17 protein-coding genes and 1 tRNA gene are annotated in these 16,139 nt (G+C 72.8%); 7 read left to right on the top strand and 11 right to left on the bottom strand.

Annotated features, from left to right (window positions below):
• Positions 1 to 498 carry a redox-sensitive transcriptional activator SoxR gene (gene soxR / locus EJG53_RS05580; RefSeq protein WP_125043905.1) on the top strand — a complete coding sequence of 166 codons (498 nt, stop codon included), beginning with the start codon at positions 1 to 3 and terminating at the stop codon, positions 496 to 498.
• On the opposite strand, the gene EJG53_RS05575 is transcribed toward soxR, so the two are convergent.
• A complete protein-coding gene (locus EJG53_RS05575; protein ID WP_174856366.1) occupies positions 479 to 772 on the bottom strand; it encodes a YiaA/YiaB family inner membrane protein in 294 nt (97 codons plus the stop codon). The two genes, soxR and EJG53_RS05575, sit on opposite strands and share 20 nt — an antisense overlap.
• Before the next feature lie 179 nt (positions 773 to 951).
• Here EJG53_RS05575 and EJG53_RS05570 point away from each other — a divergent pair.
• Positions 952 to 1,025, top strand: a tRNA-Pro gene (locus tag EJG53_RS05570).
• A 247-nt stretch (positions 1,026 to 1,272) separates the two neighbouring features.
• Here the strand turns inward: EJG53_RS05570 and EJG53_RS42190 are convergent.
• Both EJG53_RS42190 and EJG53_RS05565 read right to left on the bottom strand, forming a co-directional pair.
• Positions 1,273 to 1,608 carry an MFS transporter gene (locus EJG53_RS42190; RefSeq protein WP_359130581.1) on the bottom strand — a complete coding sequence of 112 codons (336 nt, stop codon included), beginning with the start codon at positions 1,606 to 1,608 and terminating at the stop codon, positions 1,273 to 1,275.
• Entirely contained in the window at positions 1,491 to 2,579 is a 1,089-nt protein-coding gene (locus tag EJG53_RS05565) for an MFS transporter (RefSeq protein WP_244954993.1), read from the bottom strand. The genes EJG53_RS42190 and EJG53_RS05565 overlap by 118 nt, the downstream gene beginning before the upstream one ends.
• A 591-nt stretch (positions 2,580 to 3,170) precedes the next feature.
• Here EJG53_RS05565 and EJG53_RS05560 point away from each other — a divergent pair.
• From EJG53_RS05560 to EJG53_RS05535, 5 genes are all read left to right on the top strand, one after another.
• Positions 3,171 to 3,689, top strand: a complete 519-nt coding sequence (locus EJG53_RS05560; protein WP_174856365.1) for a hypothetical protein — start codon at positions 3,171 to 3,173, stop codon at positions 3,687 to 3,689.
• Complete coding sequence (locus tag EJG53_RS05555; RefSeq protein ID WP_125043904.1) at positions 3,682 to 4,986, top strand: MAB_1171c family putative transporter; 1,305 nt, start codon at positions 3,682 to 3,684, stop codon at positions 4,984 to 4,986. The genes EJG53_RS05560 and EJG53_RS05555 overlap by 8 nt, the downstream gene beginning before the upstream one ends.
• An 87-nt stretch (positions 4,987 to 5,073) precedes the next feature.
• Positions 5,074 to 6,339, top strand: a complete 1,266-nt coding sequence (locus tag EJG53_RS05550) for a cytochrome P450 family protein (protein WP_125043903.1) — start codon at positions 5,074 to 5,076, stop codon at positions 6,337 to 6,339.
• Between the two features lie 276 nt (positions 6,340 to 6,615).
• A complete protein-coding gene (locus EJG53_RS05545) occupies positions 6,616 to 7,866 on the top strand; it encodes a D-alanyl-D-alanine carboxypeptidase family protein (protein ID WP_167515058.1) in 1,251 nt (416 codons plus the stop codon).
• A 524-nt stretch (positions 7,867 to 8,390) separates the two neighbouring features.
• The gene (locus EJG53_RS05535) at positions 8,391 to 8,909 is read left to right on the top strand and encodes a DUF309 domain-containing protein (protein ID WP_125049171.1); all 519 of its coding nucleotides are present in this window, start codon (positions 8,391 to 8,393) and stop codon (positions 8,907 to 8,909) included.
• Between the two features lie 4 nt (positions 8,910 to 8,913).
• On the opposite strand, the gene EJG53_RS05530 is transcribed toward EJG53_RS05535, so the two are convergent.
• The 8 genes from EJG53_RS05530 to EJG53_RS05495 all read right to left on the bottom strand — a co-directional run bounded on the left by EJG53_RS05530 (position 8,914) and on the right by EJG53_RS05495 (position 16,122).
• Entirely contained in the window at positions 8,914 to 10,029 is a 1,116-nt protein-coding gene (locus tag EJG53_RS05530; RefSeq protein WP_371858658.1) for a TolB-like translocation protein, read from the bottom strand.
• Complete coding sequence (locus tag EJG53_RS05525; RefSeq protein WP_125043902.1) at positions 10,020 to 11,279, bottom strand: MFS transporter; 1,260 nt, start codon at positions 11,277 to 11,279, stop codon at positions 10,020 to 10,022. Before EJG53_RS05525 ends, EJG53_RS05530 begins: the two co-directional genes overlap by 10 nt.
• A gap of 21 nt (positions 11,280 to 11,300) precedes the next feature.
• Positions 11,301 to 12,281, bottom strand: coding sequence for a metallophosphoesterase family protein (locus EJG53_RS05520; RefSeq protein WP_125043901.1), 981 nt, complete (start codon positions 12,279 to 12,281; stop codon positions 11,301 to 11,303).
• Between the two features lie 123 nt (positions 12,282 to 12,404).
• A complete protein-coding gene (locus tag EJG53_RS05515; protein WP_125043900.1) occupies positions 12,405 to 12,737 on the bottom strand; it encodes a DUF427 domain-containing protein in 333 nt (110 codons plus the stop codon).
• Positions 12,738 to 12,882: 145 nt separating this feature from the next.
• Positions 12,883 to 13,350 carry a thioesterase family protein gene (locus EJG53_RS05510; RefSeq protein WP_125043899.1) on the bottom strand — a complete coding sequence of 156 codons (468 nt, stop codon included), beginning with the start codon at positions 13,348 to 13,350 and terminating at the stop codon, positions 12,883 to 12,885.
• On the bottom strand, positions 13,347 to 14,303 hold the full coding sequence (locus EJG53_RS05505) for a 3-hydroxyacyl-CoA dehydrogenase NAD-binding domain-containing protein (protein ID WP_125043898.1): 957 nt from the start codon (positions 14,301 to 14,303) through the stop codon (positions 13,347 to 13,349). The genes EJG53_RS05510 and EJG53_RS05505 overlap by 4 nt, the downstream gene beginning before the upstream one ends.
• A 28-nt stretch (positions 14,304 to 14,331) precedes the next feature.
• Complete coding sequence (locus tag EJG53_RS05500; RefSeq protein ID WP_125043897.1) at positions 14,332 to 15,219, bottom strand: beta-keto acid cleavage family enzyme; 888 nt, start codon at positions 15,217 to 15,219, stop codon at positions 14,332 to 14,334.
• Positions 15,220 to 15,264: 45 nt separating this feature from the next.
• Complete coding sequence (locus EJG53_RS05495) at positions 15,265 to 16,122, bottom strand: TetR/AcrR family transcriptional regulator (protein ID WP_125049169.1); 858 nt, start codon at positions 16,120 to 16,122, stop codon at positions 15,265 to 15,267.
• Positions 16,123 to 16,139 lie beyond the last annotated feature (17 nt).

Genomic DNA, 16,139 nt, shown 5'->3' with positions numbered 1-16,139 from the left:
ATGACCTCACCCCACGACCGGCTCCCGATCGGCGAGCTCGCCGGGCGCAGCGGACTGGCCGCCTCCGCGCTGCGCTACTACGAGGAGCTGGGCCTGATCCACTCCGAACGCACCGGCGGCGGACAGCGCCGCTTCACCCGCGCCACCCTGCGCCGTATCGCCTTCATCCGGGCGGCCCAGGCGGTCGGGCTGTCCCTGGAGGAGACCAGCGCGGCGCTGGCCAGGCTGCCGCGCGACCGCGCGCCCAACGCCACCGAGTGGAACAAGGTGGCCCGCACCTGGACCCGCCGCATCGACCAGCAGATCGCCGAACTCCAGAAGCTGCGCGGCCAGTTGTCGAGCTGCATCGGCTGTGGCTGCCTGAGCCTGCGCAAGTGCGGCCTGTACAACCCGGGCGACGCGGCGGCCGTGAGCGGGGCGGGCGCCCGCTACCTGCTGGGCGACCGCCCCGAAACCGTCGGTGTCGAGACGCCGGGCGTCAGACCTGACCCGGCTTGAAGACGTCCTGTTCGATCAGGAGCTTGTCGATCCTCGCCTTGTCCACCCGGTTGGTGACCTCCTCGACCTCCTGCCGGTCCCGTACGCACTTGGCCAGCGTGAACGCCGACGAGACCACGAAGATCAGACCGAGCCCGAGAAAGCCGCGCTCCCAGGCGCCCACGGGCAGCTTGACGATCCCGACCATCAGGGCGACCAGGGAGAGCCCGAACGAGATCGCGGACTGCACGAAGAAGGCGGTGGTCGTCGGCCGCTGTATCGATGGAGTGGTCATGCGCGTAGCGTCCCGCCACGGTGCCGGGGGCGCATGAGTACGCGTACTCATGCGCCCCCGGCACCGCGACAGTCGGGCCGGCGGGCCCGCCGTGCCCGAACCTGGCGGCGGACACCCCTGACATGCGGTATTGTTCTCTTGCACGGCCAGCCGGGAGAAACACCGGGCCGGACGGGTATCGGGACGTGGCGCAGCTTGGTAGCGCACTTGACTGGGGGTCAAGGGGTCGCAGGTTCAAATCCTGTCGTCCCGACGGGTGAAACAGCTCCCGGTCTGAGGGAAATCTCAGACCGGGGGCTGTTTTCCGTGCTCTTTTGCCCCAATGTGGGGGTCGCCGGGTCGCTGAGCTGCCGGGCGGGCTGCCGGGTTGCCGGGCTGGGCGGTGTTTCGGTGCGCGCCGCCTCTGCCGTCCGTCCAAGCTGGACATCCGCCGCTGTCCGGCCTTCGGACCGGCCTCCACTCCTTCACCGGGCATGGCGACACGCAGGGGTTCGTCCCGGTCAGGTGGCGCTCCTTTCTCCCTTCAGTTGCTGGTGGACCTGTTCCGACTCGTAGCTCAGGGGGAGGTCGCGGACGTGGCGCATCGGGCTCAGGGCGAGGACGAGCCAGCAGGGCGCGGTCACGCCCGCCATGATCCACAGGGTCGGCCGGGGGCCGACCGCGTCGCCCAGCACGCCGCCGAGCAGGGAACCGAGCGGAATGGTGCTGTGGTTGAGCATCATGGACGTCGCCACGACCCGGCCGAGCATGCGCGGCGGGCAGTAGGTCTGCCGGAAGCTGCCGACCACGACGTTGGCGACGGCGACGCCGACCCCGAGGGCGAACGATCCGCCCACGAAGAGCAGCAGCCCCGCCCGGCGGACGTCAACGGCATGAGCAGTGCGAACGGTGCGGTCATCACCTGGAGCAGCAGCAGTCCGCGTCCGGTGCCGATCCGCCGCGTGATCCGGGTGGTCAGCAGCGCCCCGACGATGCCGCCGACGCTGCTGCCGGTGAGCAGGAGCCCGACCATGGCCGAATTCAGGCCGAGGGTACGGACGAGGAACACGACCTGAGCCGCCTGGGAGCCCATCAGCGCCATGTTCAGCACGGCACCCCAGGTGACCATCCACCGCAGGTACCGGTCGCGGCCGAGGAAGCGCAGCCCTTCGGCGATCTGCTGCCGCAGCGGGACGCGCTCCTCGTCGTGGGTTGGCGCCGGCTCGGCCACGTCGATCCGTTGCAGGCAGAACGCGGAGACCAGGAATGTCACCGCGTCGGCCACCAGCCCGCTGACCGTGCCGACCGCCTGGGCGAGCAGCCCCGCCGCGCCTGGCCCGGCGACCTGGGTGGCGGCCTTGCTGCCCTGCAGCTTGGCGTTGCCCTCCAGGAGGTCGCGGCCGTCCAGCACGATCCGGATGTAGGAGTGGTAGGCGGTGTTGAAGCACACCGTCGCGGTGCCGCAGACCAGCGCGACGAGGACCAACTGCTGGAGGGTGAGGGCGCCGGCCCACGCCGTCAGCGGAATGCTCATCAGTGCCACGGCGGACACCAGGTCGCACGCGATCATCAGCGGCCGTTTGCGCATCCGGTCCACCCACGCGCCCACCGGCAGCCCCACCAGCAGCCAGGGCAGCCACACCGCCGCGGCGATCAGGCCGACGGCGGTGGAGTCGGCGTCCAGCACCACGACCGCGATCAGGGGCAGGGCCACCACGGTGATGCCGTTGCCCAGTCCGCTCACGGTCTCGCCCAGCCAGAGCCGGCGGAAGTCGGGGCGGGCGAATACTCCCCAGCGGGTACGGGGCCGGTCCGGAAGGTCATTCATCGCGTCCACCTGCGGCATCATGCCGTTGCTTACGGTCGGTTCACAGCGTCGGGAAAGGCCGACGGCCAACTCCCATTCCTGATAAGGAGCTTCGCGTCGGAAATTCCTCCTGCAGGCGCACATACCACGCGTAGTCCCGTGCCGTACCCACAGGAGGACCTCTTCGCGCCGCGCGTCGCGGACTCCCCGTGGACGGAGTTGAACGATGTCCGCGCGCCATGTGCCGACCCAAGGCCGGTGGCCCGGCCAACCGGGAGGACGACGGACGACAGTCGTCCGGCCCCCGGCCGTTCGCGCGGGCCACGGCTGGGAATCCTTGGTCATGGGCCGCGGTTTCCGCGCTTTTCACTGACCGTAAGTGCACTGGTGCGCGATATCGCGTGCGTGACAGGATGCGGGCTGCGGTTTCGGCGGTGGCAACTGCGTGCGGGGCGCGGGGCGGCCGGAATCCGGGGGAACGCAGCCGGGGGGCGGATGCTGATGGGGGGCGCGCGGACCGGGAACGGGGCGCGGAGCGTGCGTACGAAACGGTGGGGCCGTCTGCGCGCGGGCGCGCGGGCCCGGCGCGCACGGTACCGGTGCCGACGGCTGATGGCGGAGCTCGACCTGCCCGCCCCTGCGGTCCTGGCGGACGTGTGCGACGCCGTCGCGGCGCGCCTGGGGGAGCCCGTACGGATCGTGCCGATGACACTGGGCGGCACCACGTCCGGCCTGACGGCCCGTACCGCCGACGGTTACTGGATCTTCTGCGAACTGCGGACCACGCCCTGGCACCAGACACACATCGTGCTGCACGAACTCGGGCGCCTCCTGCTGGAGTCCGGGACAGCCGACGCGCCCGGCGACGGCCCGCCCGTACGGCACGGCCCCGGCGCCCGGGAGGCGGAGTTGCTGGGCGGGCTGCTCATGGAGCGGGTGGTGCCGCCGGTGACCGACCACGGGCCCGGGCCGACAGGGCGGGCCGCCGACCTCGCCGCGGCCCTGGAGCCCGCCCTGCGGCACCGGCGCGCCGGGCGGAACGGCACGGGGCGCGCGGGCGGCGTGGCCGGGAAGGACGACGCCGCGAGCGGCGCCGGGACTGCTGACACGGACGGGGGATCGGGTGTTTGACGCGCTGTACCTGTGTTCCGGCGGGGCGGCCTGGGCCGTCGTCGCCTTCAAGACGCGCGCCTGGCTCGGCGACCGCGGCAATACGGACCTGGGCCTGACGTGCGTGATGAGCGCCTGCGTCGCGACCGGGTTCCTGTTCTCCGCCCCCGGCGTGTACCGGTGGCTCGACCGGCTGACCGGTGTGCCGAACCTGTCGATGGTCGTCCTCTACTCCGCGGTCGTGGTCTTCGCCGCCGGCGCGTTCGTCCTGATGCTGCGCTGGAACAGCGGCACGGGTGCGGAAGGCCGCGCGCGGGCCCGGACACGGTCCCGCGCGGCCGTGGCGGTGGTGGCCGTCACCTGGGCGGTCGCGGTCCTGTGCTTCGCCGTCGGACGGCCGGACGACGTGGAACACCCCCGCGACTTCAGTACGGCGTACACCGGCTCGCCAGGGGTGATGACGTTCCTGGTGCTGTATCTGGCCATTTTCGGCGCGAGCCTCGCCGGGCTCGGCACCCTCTGCCCGCGCTACGCCCGCCAGGTCGGTCCGTCCTGGCTCGCCCGCGGCCTGCGGGTGCTGGCCACGGGGTGCTGGCTCGGCCTGGTGTACTGCGCCGGCAAGCTGGCCGGCTTCGTGCTGTCCTGGGCCGGGCACGAGGCGCCGTGGCTCTCCAACGGGGTGGCGCCGCTGAGCGCTTCGGTCGCCGCCGTCCTGGTGCTGACCGGGCTCGCGCTGCCGGCCGTCGGCACCCGGGCGTACGCCTGGCGCCGGCTGCGCCGGCTGCACCCGCTGTGGAAGGACGTCGCCGCGCAGGCTCCCGAGGTCGCCGCGCGGCGTCCGGCCGGGGCCGGCCGGTGGCGGCTCACCGGTCTCCAGCGGCGCGCCGACCGGCAGATGGCGGAGATCCGGGACGTCCAGCGCGGCATCCGGCGGTACGTGGAGTCGGACACCATCGACATCGCGCGGGAGCGCGGGCGCGCGGTCGTGGCGGACGAACGGCAGCTCGCGGCCGTCGCGGAGGCCGCCGCGCTGCGCCGCGGACTGGAGAACCGGGCGATCGGCCTCGTACCCGCCCTCGGTTCCGACAGCGTGGTGGTGATGGCCGAGGATCGGGTGGGGGAGCGCGCGCCCCAGGGGGCGGCCGGGGGCCGGGAGCAACTGCCGGGCGGCCGGGCCGGGTGTACCTGTACCGGGGGCGTGGCCGAACTCGCGGCGGAGTTCGAACACTTGGCGCGGGTCGCGGACGTATACCACTCGCCGCTGACGGACACGGTGCTCACCGAACTGCGGCAGCGCAGCGCCACGCGGCGGCACTGAGGCACGGGACGGGATGGCACGGTGGCCACCGACGGCGTCGGTGGCCGCCCAGCCGGCCGGACGCCGTCGTGTCTAGAGTCGTGCACCATGCAGAAGACCGCCGAGACCGGCCCCGACGACCTCATCGACGTGACGCATCTCCTGGACGACCCGTACGCCGGCTACGCGGCGCTGCGGGACGCCGGGCCCGTACACCGCGTCGCCGGCCCCGACGGACAGCCCGCGTGGCTGGTGACACGGTACGAGGACGTGCGCCGCGGACTGTCCGATCCACGGCTCTCGCTCGACAAACGCCATGCGGGCGGCGGCTACCGAGGGTTCTCGCTGCCGCCCGCGCTGGACGCCAACCTGCTCAACATGGATCCGCCGGACCACACACGGGTGCGCCGCCTGGTGGCGAAGGCGTTCACCCCCGCCCGGGTCGAGAAGCTGCGGGAACCCGTGCGGCGGCTCGCGGACGGCCTGCTGGACGCGGTGGCGGAGAGCGGACGGACCGACCTGATCGCCAGTTACGCCGGACCGCTGCCCATCGTCGTCATCTGCGACCTGCTCGGCGTACCGGAGCGGGACCGCCCGGACTTCCGGAGCTGGACCGACGCGCTGATCACGCCCGACCCGGCCCGGCCGGAGCAGACGAAGCAGGCCGTCGGGGCGATGCTGCGCTACTACACCGGTCTGATCGCGGCCAAGCGGACCGCGCCCGGGGACGACCTGCTGTCCGACCTGATCATGGTCAGGGACGGCGGTACGGACGGTACGGCGGACGGCGGTACGGACGGCAGCGCGGGCCCGGACGCGGAGGCGGACGGGGACCGGCTGACCGAGGACGAGCTGACCTCGCTCGCCTTCCTCCTGCTCTTCGCCGGCTACGAGAACACCGTCCACCTCATCGGCAATTCCGTACTCGCCCTGCTGGACCACCCCGAACGCCTCACGGCGTTGCGCGCGGATCCAGCCGAACTCGGGAAGGCCGTGGAGGAGTTCGCCCGCTACGACGGACCGGTCGCGCTGGCCATCCGCCGGTTCCCCGTCGAGGACGTGGAAATCGGTGGCGTGCTGGTGCCGCGGGGGGAGACTGTGCTGCTCTCCCTTGCCTCCGCCAACCGGGACCCGCACCGCTTCCCCGACGCCGGAACACTGGATCCGGACCGGGACGCCGCGGGCCACCTCATGTTCGGGCACGGCATCCACTACTGCCTCGGCGCGGCCCTCGCGCGCATGGAGACGGAGACCGCGCTGGCCGCTCTCATCAGCCGTTTTCCCGGGCTGCGGCTGGATGTTCCGCGGGACGGTCTGCGCTACCGCCGGACCCTGCGCGCACGTGGCTTGATCTCGCTCCCCGTCGCCTGGTAATCGCGGGACGAACAAGTTTTTGAGGCATAACCGTTCCTTCATGCGGTAGAAAGGTCGTGAGGCCCGCCCGGTGTGCATCCCCCGTCGCACCGGGCGGGTCCTCGTGCGTACGGGGCGGATGTGCTCCGTCCCACCGTGCCGGAGCCGGTCGGGCCGCGCTCGGCCGCCGTAGCGGCCCGTGAGTCTTTGGCCTGTGGTGTGCGGGGTTTTTCGGCGCTTCGGCCGTCTGGCGTAGGTCCCTCTGCGGGTGAAGTGCGTGCTTCCTAGCGTGAAGGCATGGCACTTCAGACGCTTCTGTCCCGGAATGCCGGTGTGCTGGCCGTCATCGCCGCCACCGGGCTGACGCTCACCTCCATACCGGCGGTGGCCCGCGCCGAGCAGGTGGCGGTGGGCCGGCGGGCCGTGGACCCGGGGGCGGGGGCGGCCGAGGGGCAGGTGGCGGACCAGTTGGGCGACCGTACGGGGCGCACGGTGGTGGGGGCCGGGGCTCCCGCGCTGCCCGACGGCGTGTCGGCCCGCGCCTGGACGGTGACGGACGTCCGTACGGGCGACGTGCTGGCGGCCAGGAATGCGCACCAGCGGCTCGCGCCGGCCAGCACCCTCAAGACCCTGTTCGCGGTCACCGTGCTGCCGAAGTTCCGCGCGGGAGCCGTGCACAAGGTCACCCCGGCGGAACTGGCGGGCATCGGCCAGGGCAGCAGCCTCGTCGGCATCAAGGAGGGCAGCAGCTACCAGGTCGCCGACCTGTGGCGCGGGGTCTTCCTGCGCTCCGGCAACGACGCCGTACGGGTGCTCGCCGCGATGAACGGCGGCTGGACGGCCACCGCCCGCGAGATGCAGGCCAGGGCCCGGCAACTGGGTGCCCGCGACACCTCGGTGAAGTCCCCGGACGGGTACGACAGCCCGGGACAGGTGTCCTCGGCGTACGACCTGAGCGTCTTCGGCCGCGCGGGGCTCGCCAACGCCGACTTCGCCGGGTACTGCGGGACGACGACGGCCCGGTTCCCCAGCAAGGGCAGTCCTTCGTTCGAGATCCAGAACACCAACCGGCTGCTGTCCGGTGCGGACGGGCTGCGGCGCTATCCGGGCATCGTCGGCGTCAAGAACGGCTACACCAGCAACGCCGGCAACACGCTGATCGCCGCGGCCCGACGGGGCGGCCGGACGCTGCTGGTGACCGTGCTGAATCCGCAGTCCGGCGCGTCCAACGCCGTCTACCACGAGGCGGGTTCGCTGCTGGACTGGGGTTTCCGTGCCGCGGGCAGGGCTCGCCCGGTCGGCTCCCTCGTGGCCGCCGCACCGGGCGGCCGGACCACCCCCTCGGCCGACGGAGCGCGGAGCGGCGCCGAGCGCCTCTCCGCCTCCGCACGGCCGGTCGCCGCGCAGGTGTCCCGGGAACCCGGCCGGTGGTCGCACACCACGGGGTGGGCGGTCGCCGGCGGCTTCGCCGTGGCCCTCGCGGTGGGCGCGGTGTTCGGCTGGCGCATGTACGTACGCGGACGGCGCACGCCCGGGGGCGGCTCCTGACCGGCGGCGCACCACTCGTCGCGGGCGGGCGCACGGCACGGTCGAAATTCGGCCAATGACACGACCGGGCCGGGCCGCCGCGTACCGGGCGCCGCCGCCCCGGGCATCCACCGCCCCGGCGCACGCTGCACAATCGAACCGTGAACGTGACGCGACGCGACGAGGGCGGCGACCCGGCCTGCTGGCTGGACCAGGTGTGCCAGGAGTGCGGCCGGATCACGGACCGCCCGGCGGAGCCCGGCTGCGAACACTGCGGAGCGGGGAGCGCCGCCGCCGTGGCGGACGCCCCCGAAGCGGAAGGACGGACCATGGCTGCCCGCGCCCGGAAGGAAAACCCGAGGGAGGATCTGGGTGGAGACCTGAATAAAGGTCTGAATTCAGACCTGAATGGAGGTCTGAACGGAGTTCTGAGTGGAGGCCCGGATGGAGGCCCGGACGGTGGCTTGGACGGGGGATCGGGCGAAGCCCTGGGTGAAGACCTGAACGAGGGCTCGGGCGGAGGCCCGGATGAAGACCTGAACCGAATCCCGGACGAAGCCCCGGAACCCCCGGCCGCCGCCCGTGACCGCGACCCCGAAGGCCGGGCCCGCAACGCCCGGCCGCGGGACGGACTCGGGCGTCCGCTGCCGTACGGCACACCGGGCGTGGCCCGCCAGCCCGAAGGCGTCGAACGCAGCCCCCGGGAGGCGCTCACCGAAGCGCAGGACCTCCTGGACCGCGGGCTGCCCTTCCACGCCCACGAGGTGCTGGAGGACGCCTGGAAGATGTCGCCCGAGCCGGAGCGGCAACTGTGGCGCGGCCTCGCCCAGCTCGCCGTCGGCCTGACCCACGCCGCCCGGGGCAACGCCAAGGGCGGCGCGGCACTGCTGCTCCGGGGCACCGGCGCGATCGCCCCGTACGCGGACACGGTTCCGTACGGCATCGACGTCCCCGGCCTCACGGACTGGGCGCAAGACCTCGCGGACCGGCTCGACAGGCCGGTGGCGGCGGCCGGGAACGCGCCCCGCCTGTGCGGCGGCGGGGGCACCGGGACGGCGGAGTAGCCGCTCAGCGCACCAGCGCCGGTGACGACGCCCCGGCCACCCGCAGCGTCGGGGCGCCGGTGCCGTCCGCCGGTACGGTCCAGATGTCGCTGCCCTTCCCGCCGCTGCCCGGCAGCGCGTAGCCGAGCGTGTGGTCGTCCAGCCAGGCCGCCTGGTCGTCCACGCTGCGCCGCTCCGCGAGCGGGTGCTCGCGCATCGTGCGCAGGTCGAGCACGTAGAGCTGCCAGGGGTCGCGGGCCCCTTCGCGTACCCGCTTCTTGAAGGCGAGGCGGGTGTTGTCGGGGGAGAGGGACGGGCACTCCAGGTTCTCGCGCAGGGTGCGGGCCGCCCAGCGGCGCATGTCGCCCTCGACGAGGTAGGTGCGTCCCTTGGTGGAGACGGTGGCGTAGAAGCGGTTGTCGTCGCGGGCGAAGGTGACGCCCCAGTAGTTGACGTCGGGGGAGTGGTAGCGGCGGCCGTCGAGGGTGAGGGGGATGTCCTCCATGTTCTTGATCAGGTAGCCGGTGCGGGTGTCGAGGATCGAGGTGCGGGTGGAGAAGGACGTGGTGGCGTACGAGTCGCCGGTGGCGAACATCGTCCAGGACAGCATCCGTCCGGAGGCGGAGACCCGGGCCCGGTTGGGGATGCCGGTCAGGGCGATCCGGCGCTTCTCGCGCAGTTTCCCGTCCAGGACGACGGCGTACGAGGCCGGGGGGATGCCGGAGCGGCGCTGGAGGCACAGGGCGGTGCCGCCGGCCGCGTAGAAGCGTTCGCAGGCGGGACCGCCGGTGGTGCGGTGGTCCGGTGCCGGGGCCGCTTCCGTACGCATCGCCGCGACGCCGGAAGCGCCAGAAGCACCCGCAGGCGCGGCCAAGCGCGCGACGCGACCCGCGCCGTCCCCGTCCCGCACACTGCGGAAGTACAACTGCCCGCGCTCCAGCCCGAACGCCGAGGGCGCGTCGGCGGAATCGGCGCGCCGCGCCGCCGTCACCGTGTAGGCCACGGCGACCGTGGTGAGGACGGCCGTCGCCACCGCGACGGCGATGATGCGGGCGCGCATCGGGAACCCGTTCCGGCCCGTACGGGCTCCGCCCGCCACGTCCCCCGTCTCCGGTGGACCCGCTCTGTCCGTCATGACCACGAGGAACGCCTTTCCGTACGGGGAAGCAGCGCGGCAGCACCCGCGAGGGCGGCCGCGAGGACGACGACGGCGATGACCAGCGCTGCCCGGCTGCCCCACAGCGTCCACGCGGCGCCGAACCCGGCGGCGGCGAGCAGTCGGCTCAGTGCCTGGCCCGTTTGCAGCAGGGCCATGCCGCTCGCCTGCCGTGCCGCGGGCAGGGCAGGCCCTGCGAGGGCCATGAGTACGCCGTCGGTGGCGGCGTAGAACACCCCGACCAGCACCAGTACACCGGCCAGCAGGACGGTGCCGTCACCGACGACCAGCAGCAGCACGTACGCGGCGAGCAGCGCCGCGTGGCCGAAGAGGAAGGGCACCCGGCGCCCGATACGGTCGCCGAGCCGCCCGGCGGGCACCGCCAGCAGCAGGTAGACCGCGGCGGTGCCGAGCGGCAGCAGCGGGAACCAGCGCACCGCGAAGACCAGTTGCTTCTGGAGCAGCAGGTAGACGAACGAGTCGCCGATGGTGGCGGCACCCAGCAGGACGGCGGCCGCCATGATGCGCCGGAAGGCGGCGTCGCGCAGCGGCTCGGCGATCCTGCCGCGCAGCGGTACCCGCGGCCCGGCGGCGGGTGCGGCCACCGGCCCCAGGGCGGCGCGCCCCGGTACGAACGCGACCAGCAGCAGGACGCCGAGCAGCCCGACGCAGAAACTGACGACGAACACCGCGTCGTAGGCGTCCGCGGTCGCCCACAGCAGGGCGAACGCGGCCAGCGGCCCGAGCAGCGCGCCCGTGGTGTCCATCGCGCGGTGCACGCCGAACGCCCGGCCCAGCGCGTCGGGCGGGCTGCTGAGCGAGATCAGCGCGTCGCGCGGGGCGGTCCGTACGCCCTTGCCGATGCGGTCGGCGGCGATGGCCGCGCTGATCCCGGCCGTACCGCCGCCCGCGAGCAGCAGGCCCAGCCGGGACAGCGCGGACAGCGCGTAGCCGGTGCCGGCCACCAGCTTGTGCCGCCCGCCCCGGTCGGCGGCGTGCCCGCCGGCCAGCCGTACGAGCGCGGTGACACCGTTGTAGAGCCCGTCCAGGAACCCGAACTGGAGCGGGGAGAGCCCGAGCTGGAGGACGAAGTAGAGCGGCAGCACCGCGGTGACCATCTCGGAGGAGATGTCGGTGACCAGGCTGACCGTGCCGAGCGCGAGGACCGGTCCGGCGACGCGGCCGCGCGTCAGCTTCGTGGTGGCGGCGGCCGCGTCCGTGGTGGCGAGATACATGGCGGGCGGTTCCCGGGCCGGTCAGTGGCACTGGTAGGACGGGCTGCTGTCCTTCGTCTTCCCGTCCGTGCCGACCAGGTCCCAGGAGAACCCGTCGTCGTGGAAGTTCAGCTTGACCACGCCGAAGGTCTTGGTCAGCCGCTTCTCGCTGTTCGGCTGGACCTCCTCGATCTTGTACGGGTTGGCGCCGCCCATTCCGGCGAGCAGCTCGACCGGGCCCTTCGGGTCGGCCTTGCCGTCCGGGTCCTGCGGCGCGAAGCGCTCGTAGTGGTGGTCGTGCCCGTTGAGCACCAGCTCGGCCTTGGCGTCGTACAGGGCCTTCCACACCGAGCGGCTGACCGGCTGGTTGCCGTGCTCGCCGGAGGAGAACAGCGGGTGGTGCCAGTAGGCGGCCACGCACTTCTTGGAGTTGGCGGCGAGGTCGTCCTTGAGCCACTTGGTCTGCGTGGAGTCCAGGCTGTTGGAGTCCAGTGCGACGAAGTGCCAGTTGCCGTGGTCGAAGCTGTAGTAGCTCTTGCCCTTGGGGTAGGCGATGGAGCCGAAGTAGGACTTGTAACCGGCCAGCTTGCCGGCCGGGTCGTACGTCTCGTGGTTGCCGGCGACCGGGCGGGTCTTGTCCTTGAAGGCGCCCCAGGAGGTGTCGTAGTACTTCTGGAAGTCCTTCAGCCGGGCGTCGTCGTACTGGTTGTCGCCCATGGTGAGCACGAAGGCCGGGTCGATCTTCTTGACCTGGGCCGCGGTCTTCGGGTGCACGCAGCTACTGCTGCTCGCGGTGCACTGCTCGGCGATGTCCCCGGCGGCGACCACGGTGAAGGCGCCGGCCTTGGCGGCCGTCCGCTCGGGCGCGGCGTCCGCGCGCCCGGCGGGCGACCACAGCACCGCACCGCCGACGAGCGCGAGGACCACGCCCGCGGCGGTGGGTATGCCGGTGCGGGGGTTGGTGAGGAAGGGCCTGGCAGGGCGGGTGCTGTGGGACTTCGCGGCGCGGGGGGTGGGCGTCATGTCCGTCTCCTCGGTCGGCGGAGGTGCCGTTCGGAGGAATCTTGACGACGGCTCATGTACGCGTCAATAAGCCTGACGGAGAATAGTTAGGAAACTTTCCTACTCACTGCCGCGCCGCGCCGCTCACACCAACTCCGCCGCGTAGAAGCACAGATGGTCCTTGATCTGCTCGACCGCGGACTTCGGCGCAGGGTAGGCCCACGCGATGTCCTCCGGGCCACCGGAAAGCGACCAGTAGGAGGCATCTCCCTTGAACGGGCAGTGCGTACGGGTCTCGGACGGCACCAGCAGATCCGTCCGGACGTCCTCCGGCGGCAGGTAGTAGCGCACCGGACAGCCGGTCTCGTGGAGCAGCAGCGGACGGCGGCTGTCGGCGACCACCTGGCCGTCGTGGACGACCCGGACGTGCTCGGTGCCCTGCTCGACGGTGATGCGGTGACCTGGTACGGACGGCATGACGGTTCCTCTCCGGACGGGTGCGACGACGGGACCCAGCGTGGCACCGCGCGGCGGGCGGACGGCCGACCCGACGACGGCGCGCCCCCGGAGGACCGGGGACACGCCGTGCAACGCCGCCGTACACCTTCCGGATTCCCGGCCGCTACACCTCCCGGATGCCCCGGCCGGCCCACTCCGGAGCCGGTCCGGCGGTTTCGGCCAGTTCCGCCAGCCGCTCGTACGCCTCCTCGGGCAGCGGCGCGGCGCGCCCCTCACCCTGGTGGACGTGCAGGGCGAAGATCTCCTCGGTCGCCACCGGATCGCCGGCCGCGTCCCCCACGTACATCTCGTGGACGAAGCGCACCTTCTTCGCGCTCACTCCGAGGACCGTGGTCCGTACGAGGAGTTCGGCGCCCCGCGGCACCTCCGCGAGGTAGCGCACATGTGCCTCGACCGTGTAGAGCGAATGGCCGGTGCGGGCGCGGTAGGCCGGGCCGAGGCCGGCCGCGTCCATGAGGGCGTCCGTGGCGAAGCCGAAGACCAGGACGTAGTACGCCTCGGAGAGGTGGCCGTTGTAGTCGATCCAGTCGTCCTGGACCGTCCGCCGGAACAGCGGCAGCCGCGCCGTCACCGGGTGGGCCCGTCCAGTCGGCCGGTCGCCCGCAGCACGTCGATGACGCCCTGGTCGCGCTCGGCGACGAGCTGCGCGTACGTACGGCCGTCGGCGGCCCGGTCGCAGCCGTCGACCACCGCGTCCCGCAGCGCCCGGTCCAGCTCCGGGGCCTCCAGCCGGGTCCAGGGGGACTTCAGCGACGGGCCGAAGTGGTCGAGCATGTGGGCCATCCCGCCCTCGCCGCCGGCCAGCGCGAACGTCAGCATCGGGCCCATGAACGCCCAGCGCAGCCCCGGCCCTTCGGTGATCGAGGTGTCGATGTCCTCGACCGTGGCCTCGCCGTTGGCGACCATGTGCAGCGCCTCGCGCCACAGGGCCTCCTGGAGGCGGTTGGCGATGAAGCCGGGCAGCTCCCGGTCCATGGTGATCACGGACTTGCCCGCCGCCTCGTAGAACGCCGCGGCCCACTCGACCGCCGTACGGTCGGTCCGCTCCCCGCCGACCACCTCGACCAGCGGGATCAGGTACGGCGGGTTGAACGGGTGCCCGACGACCAGACGGCCGGGCGTGGCGGCCGCCGTCTGCATGTCGGTCATCGGATAGCCGGAGGTGGAGGAGGCGATGACCACGCCGGGCGGGGTGGCGGCGTCGAGCTGGGCGAGCAGATCGCGCTTGAGCTCCAGCTTCTCGGGGGCGCTCTCCTGCACGAACTCGGCGTCCGCGACGGCTTCGGCGAGGGTCGGCGCCATGGTCAGGCGGTCCGGCGAGGCGCCTTCGGCCAGGCCGAGCTGCTCCAGGGCCGGCCAGGCGGCCGTGACCAGGCGGCGCAGCTTGTCCTCGGCGTCCGGCGCGGGGTCCCAGGCGGTGACGTCGTAGCCGCGGGCGAGGAAGTGGGCGACCCAGCCGCCGCCTATGACGCCGGCGCCGATGCACGCCACACGGCGTACGGAGGAGGGAGGGGTGGGGGACATGGCAGCTCCTGGAAAAGGGGGGCGGGTTTCAGCCGCGCGGCTTCAGGCCGAGACGGGCGCGGGCCTGGTCCGGGGTGGCGACCGTCGCGCCCAGCAACTCCGTGATCTGCACGGCGCGTTCGACCAACTGGCCGTTGGTCGCCTTGACGCCCTTGCTCAGATAGAGGTTGTCCTCCAGGCCCACCCGGACGTTGCCGCCGAGCAGGATGGACTGGGCGACCCACGGCATCTGCATCCGGCCGAGCGCGAAGCTGGCCCACTGTGCGCCCTCGGGGAGCATCGCGACCATCGACTGGAGCACGCCCGGGTCGGCCGGCGCGCCCCACGGGACGCCCATGCACAACTGGAAGACGGTCGGCTCGTCGAGCAGCCCTTCGGCGAGCAACTGCTTGGCGAACCAGAGCTGCCCGGTGTCGAAGATCTCCAGCTCCGGCCGTACGCCCAGCTCCTGGATGCGCCTGGCGCCCGCGCGCAGCATGTCCGGCGTCGAGACGTAGAGGTTGGAGCCCTCGCCGAAGTTCAGCGAGCCGCAGTCCAGGGTGCAGATGTCGGGCAGCAGTTCCTCGACGTGCGGCAGCCGCTCCAGGCCGCCGACCAGGTCCGTACCGGGCAGGTGCCGCAGCGGCTCGTCCGGGTCGATGACGAGGTCGCCGCCCATCCCGGCGGTCAGGTTGATGACGACGTCGGTGCCGGTCTCCTTGACGCGTTCGACGACCTCGGCGTACAGGCGCGGGTCGCGGGACGGGGCGCCGGTCTCCGGGTCGCGTACGTGGATGTGGACGACGGCGGCGCCCGCCGAGGCCGCCTCGACGGCGGACTTGGCTATCTGCTCGGGGGTGACGGGCACGTGCGGCGAGCGGCGCACGGTGTCACCGGCTCCGGTCAGCGCACAGGTGATGATGACCTCGTTGTTCACGGCGGGTCCTTCGGTCGGTGGGGGAACGGCAGGGGAGTTGCCTGCTCAGGGGGCCAGTTCGTGGTCGATGAAGGTGAGCAGCGCGGCGTGCATGGTGTCGGGGCCGGTGCTGTCGGGCGCGGTGGCCAGCACCTGGGTGGCCAGGCCGTCGATGAGCGCGGTCAGCCGCAGTGCGGTGGGCTCGGGGTCCACGGCGCGGAAGACGCCCTGGTCGACGCCCCGGCGCAGGACTTCGGCGACGGTGGTCCGCCACTGCCGGTAGTAGTGCTCGTGCAACTGCCCGACGGCGGTGGAGCGCGCGGCCTGGGCCCACAGGTCGAGCCAGACCAGCCACTGCCGCCGCTGCTGTGCGGTGCGCGGCGTCTGGAGCGCGATCAGGTGCAGCAGTTCGGCGCGGGCGTCCGGCGCGTCGGCCAGGCCCGCGGCGCGCCGCGCGGTGTCCTCGTCCATGCACCAGCGCACGGCCGCTTCCAGCAGCTCGTCGCGGCCGGGGAAGTGGTAGTGCACGGCGGCCGTGCTGGTGCCGCAGGCGGCGGCGATGTCGGCGACCCGGACGCCGTGGAAACCGTGCTCGGCGATCAGCCGGACGGTCTCCCGGACGATCTGCAGCGGCCGGCCGCCCTCGGGCACCGCGACCGGCTCCCGGTCCCGGGCCGGCGCCGGGGAGCCGCCCGGGGAGCCGAGCAGCCACGCCACGTCCACGCCGCCGATGTCCGCGACGCGGACGATCTCGGCGAGGGTGAAACGCCGGGTGCCGCCCAGCGACCTGGACAGCTTCGAGGGGTCCATCACGATGCGCCGGGCGAACTCGCGGCGGCTGCAGCCGAGGCGGTCGACCACCTGCCGGACGCGGTCGCGCACGTCGCTGTCGTCGGGGACCCGGGTGCCGGGGTCTTCGTCCAGGGGCATGGTCAGGGACC

It is taken from the genome of Streptomyces chrestomyceticus JCM 4735 (assembly GCF_003865135.1).
Taxonomy (GTDB): domain Bacteria; phylum Actinomycetota; class Actinomycetes; order Streptomycetales; family Streptomycetaceae; genus Streptomyces; species Streptomyces chrestomyceticus.
The sequence above is the reverse complement of the archived record's forward strand: the minus strand, read 5'-3'. Positions and strand labels throughout refer to the sequence as shown.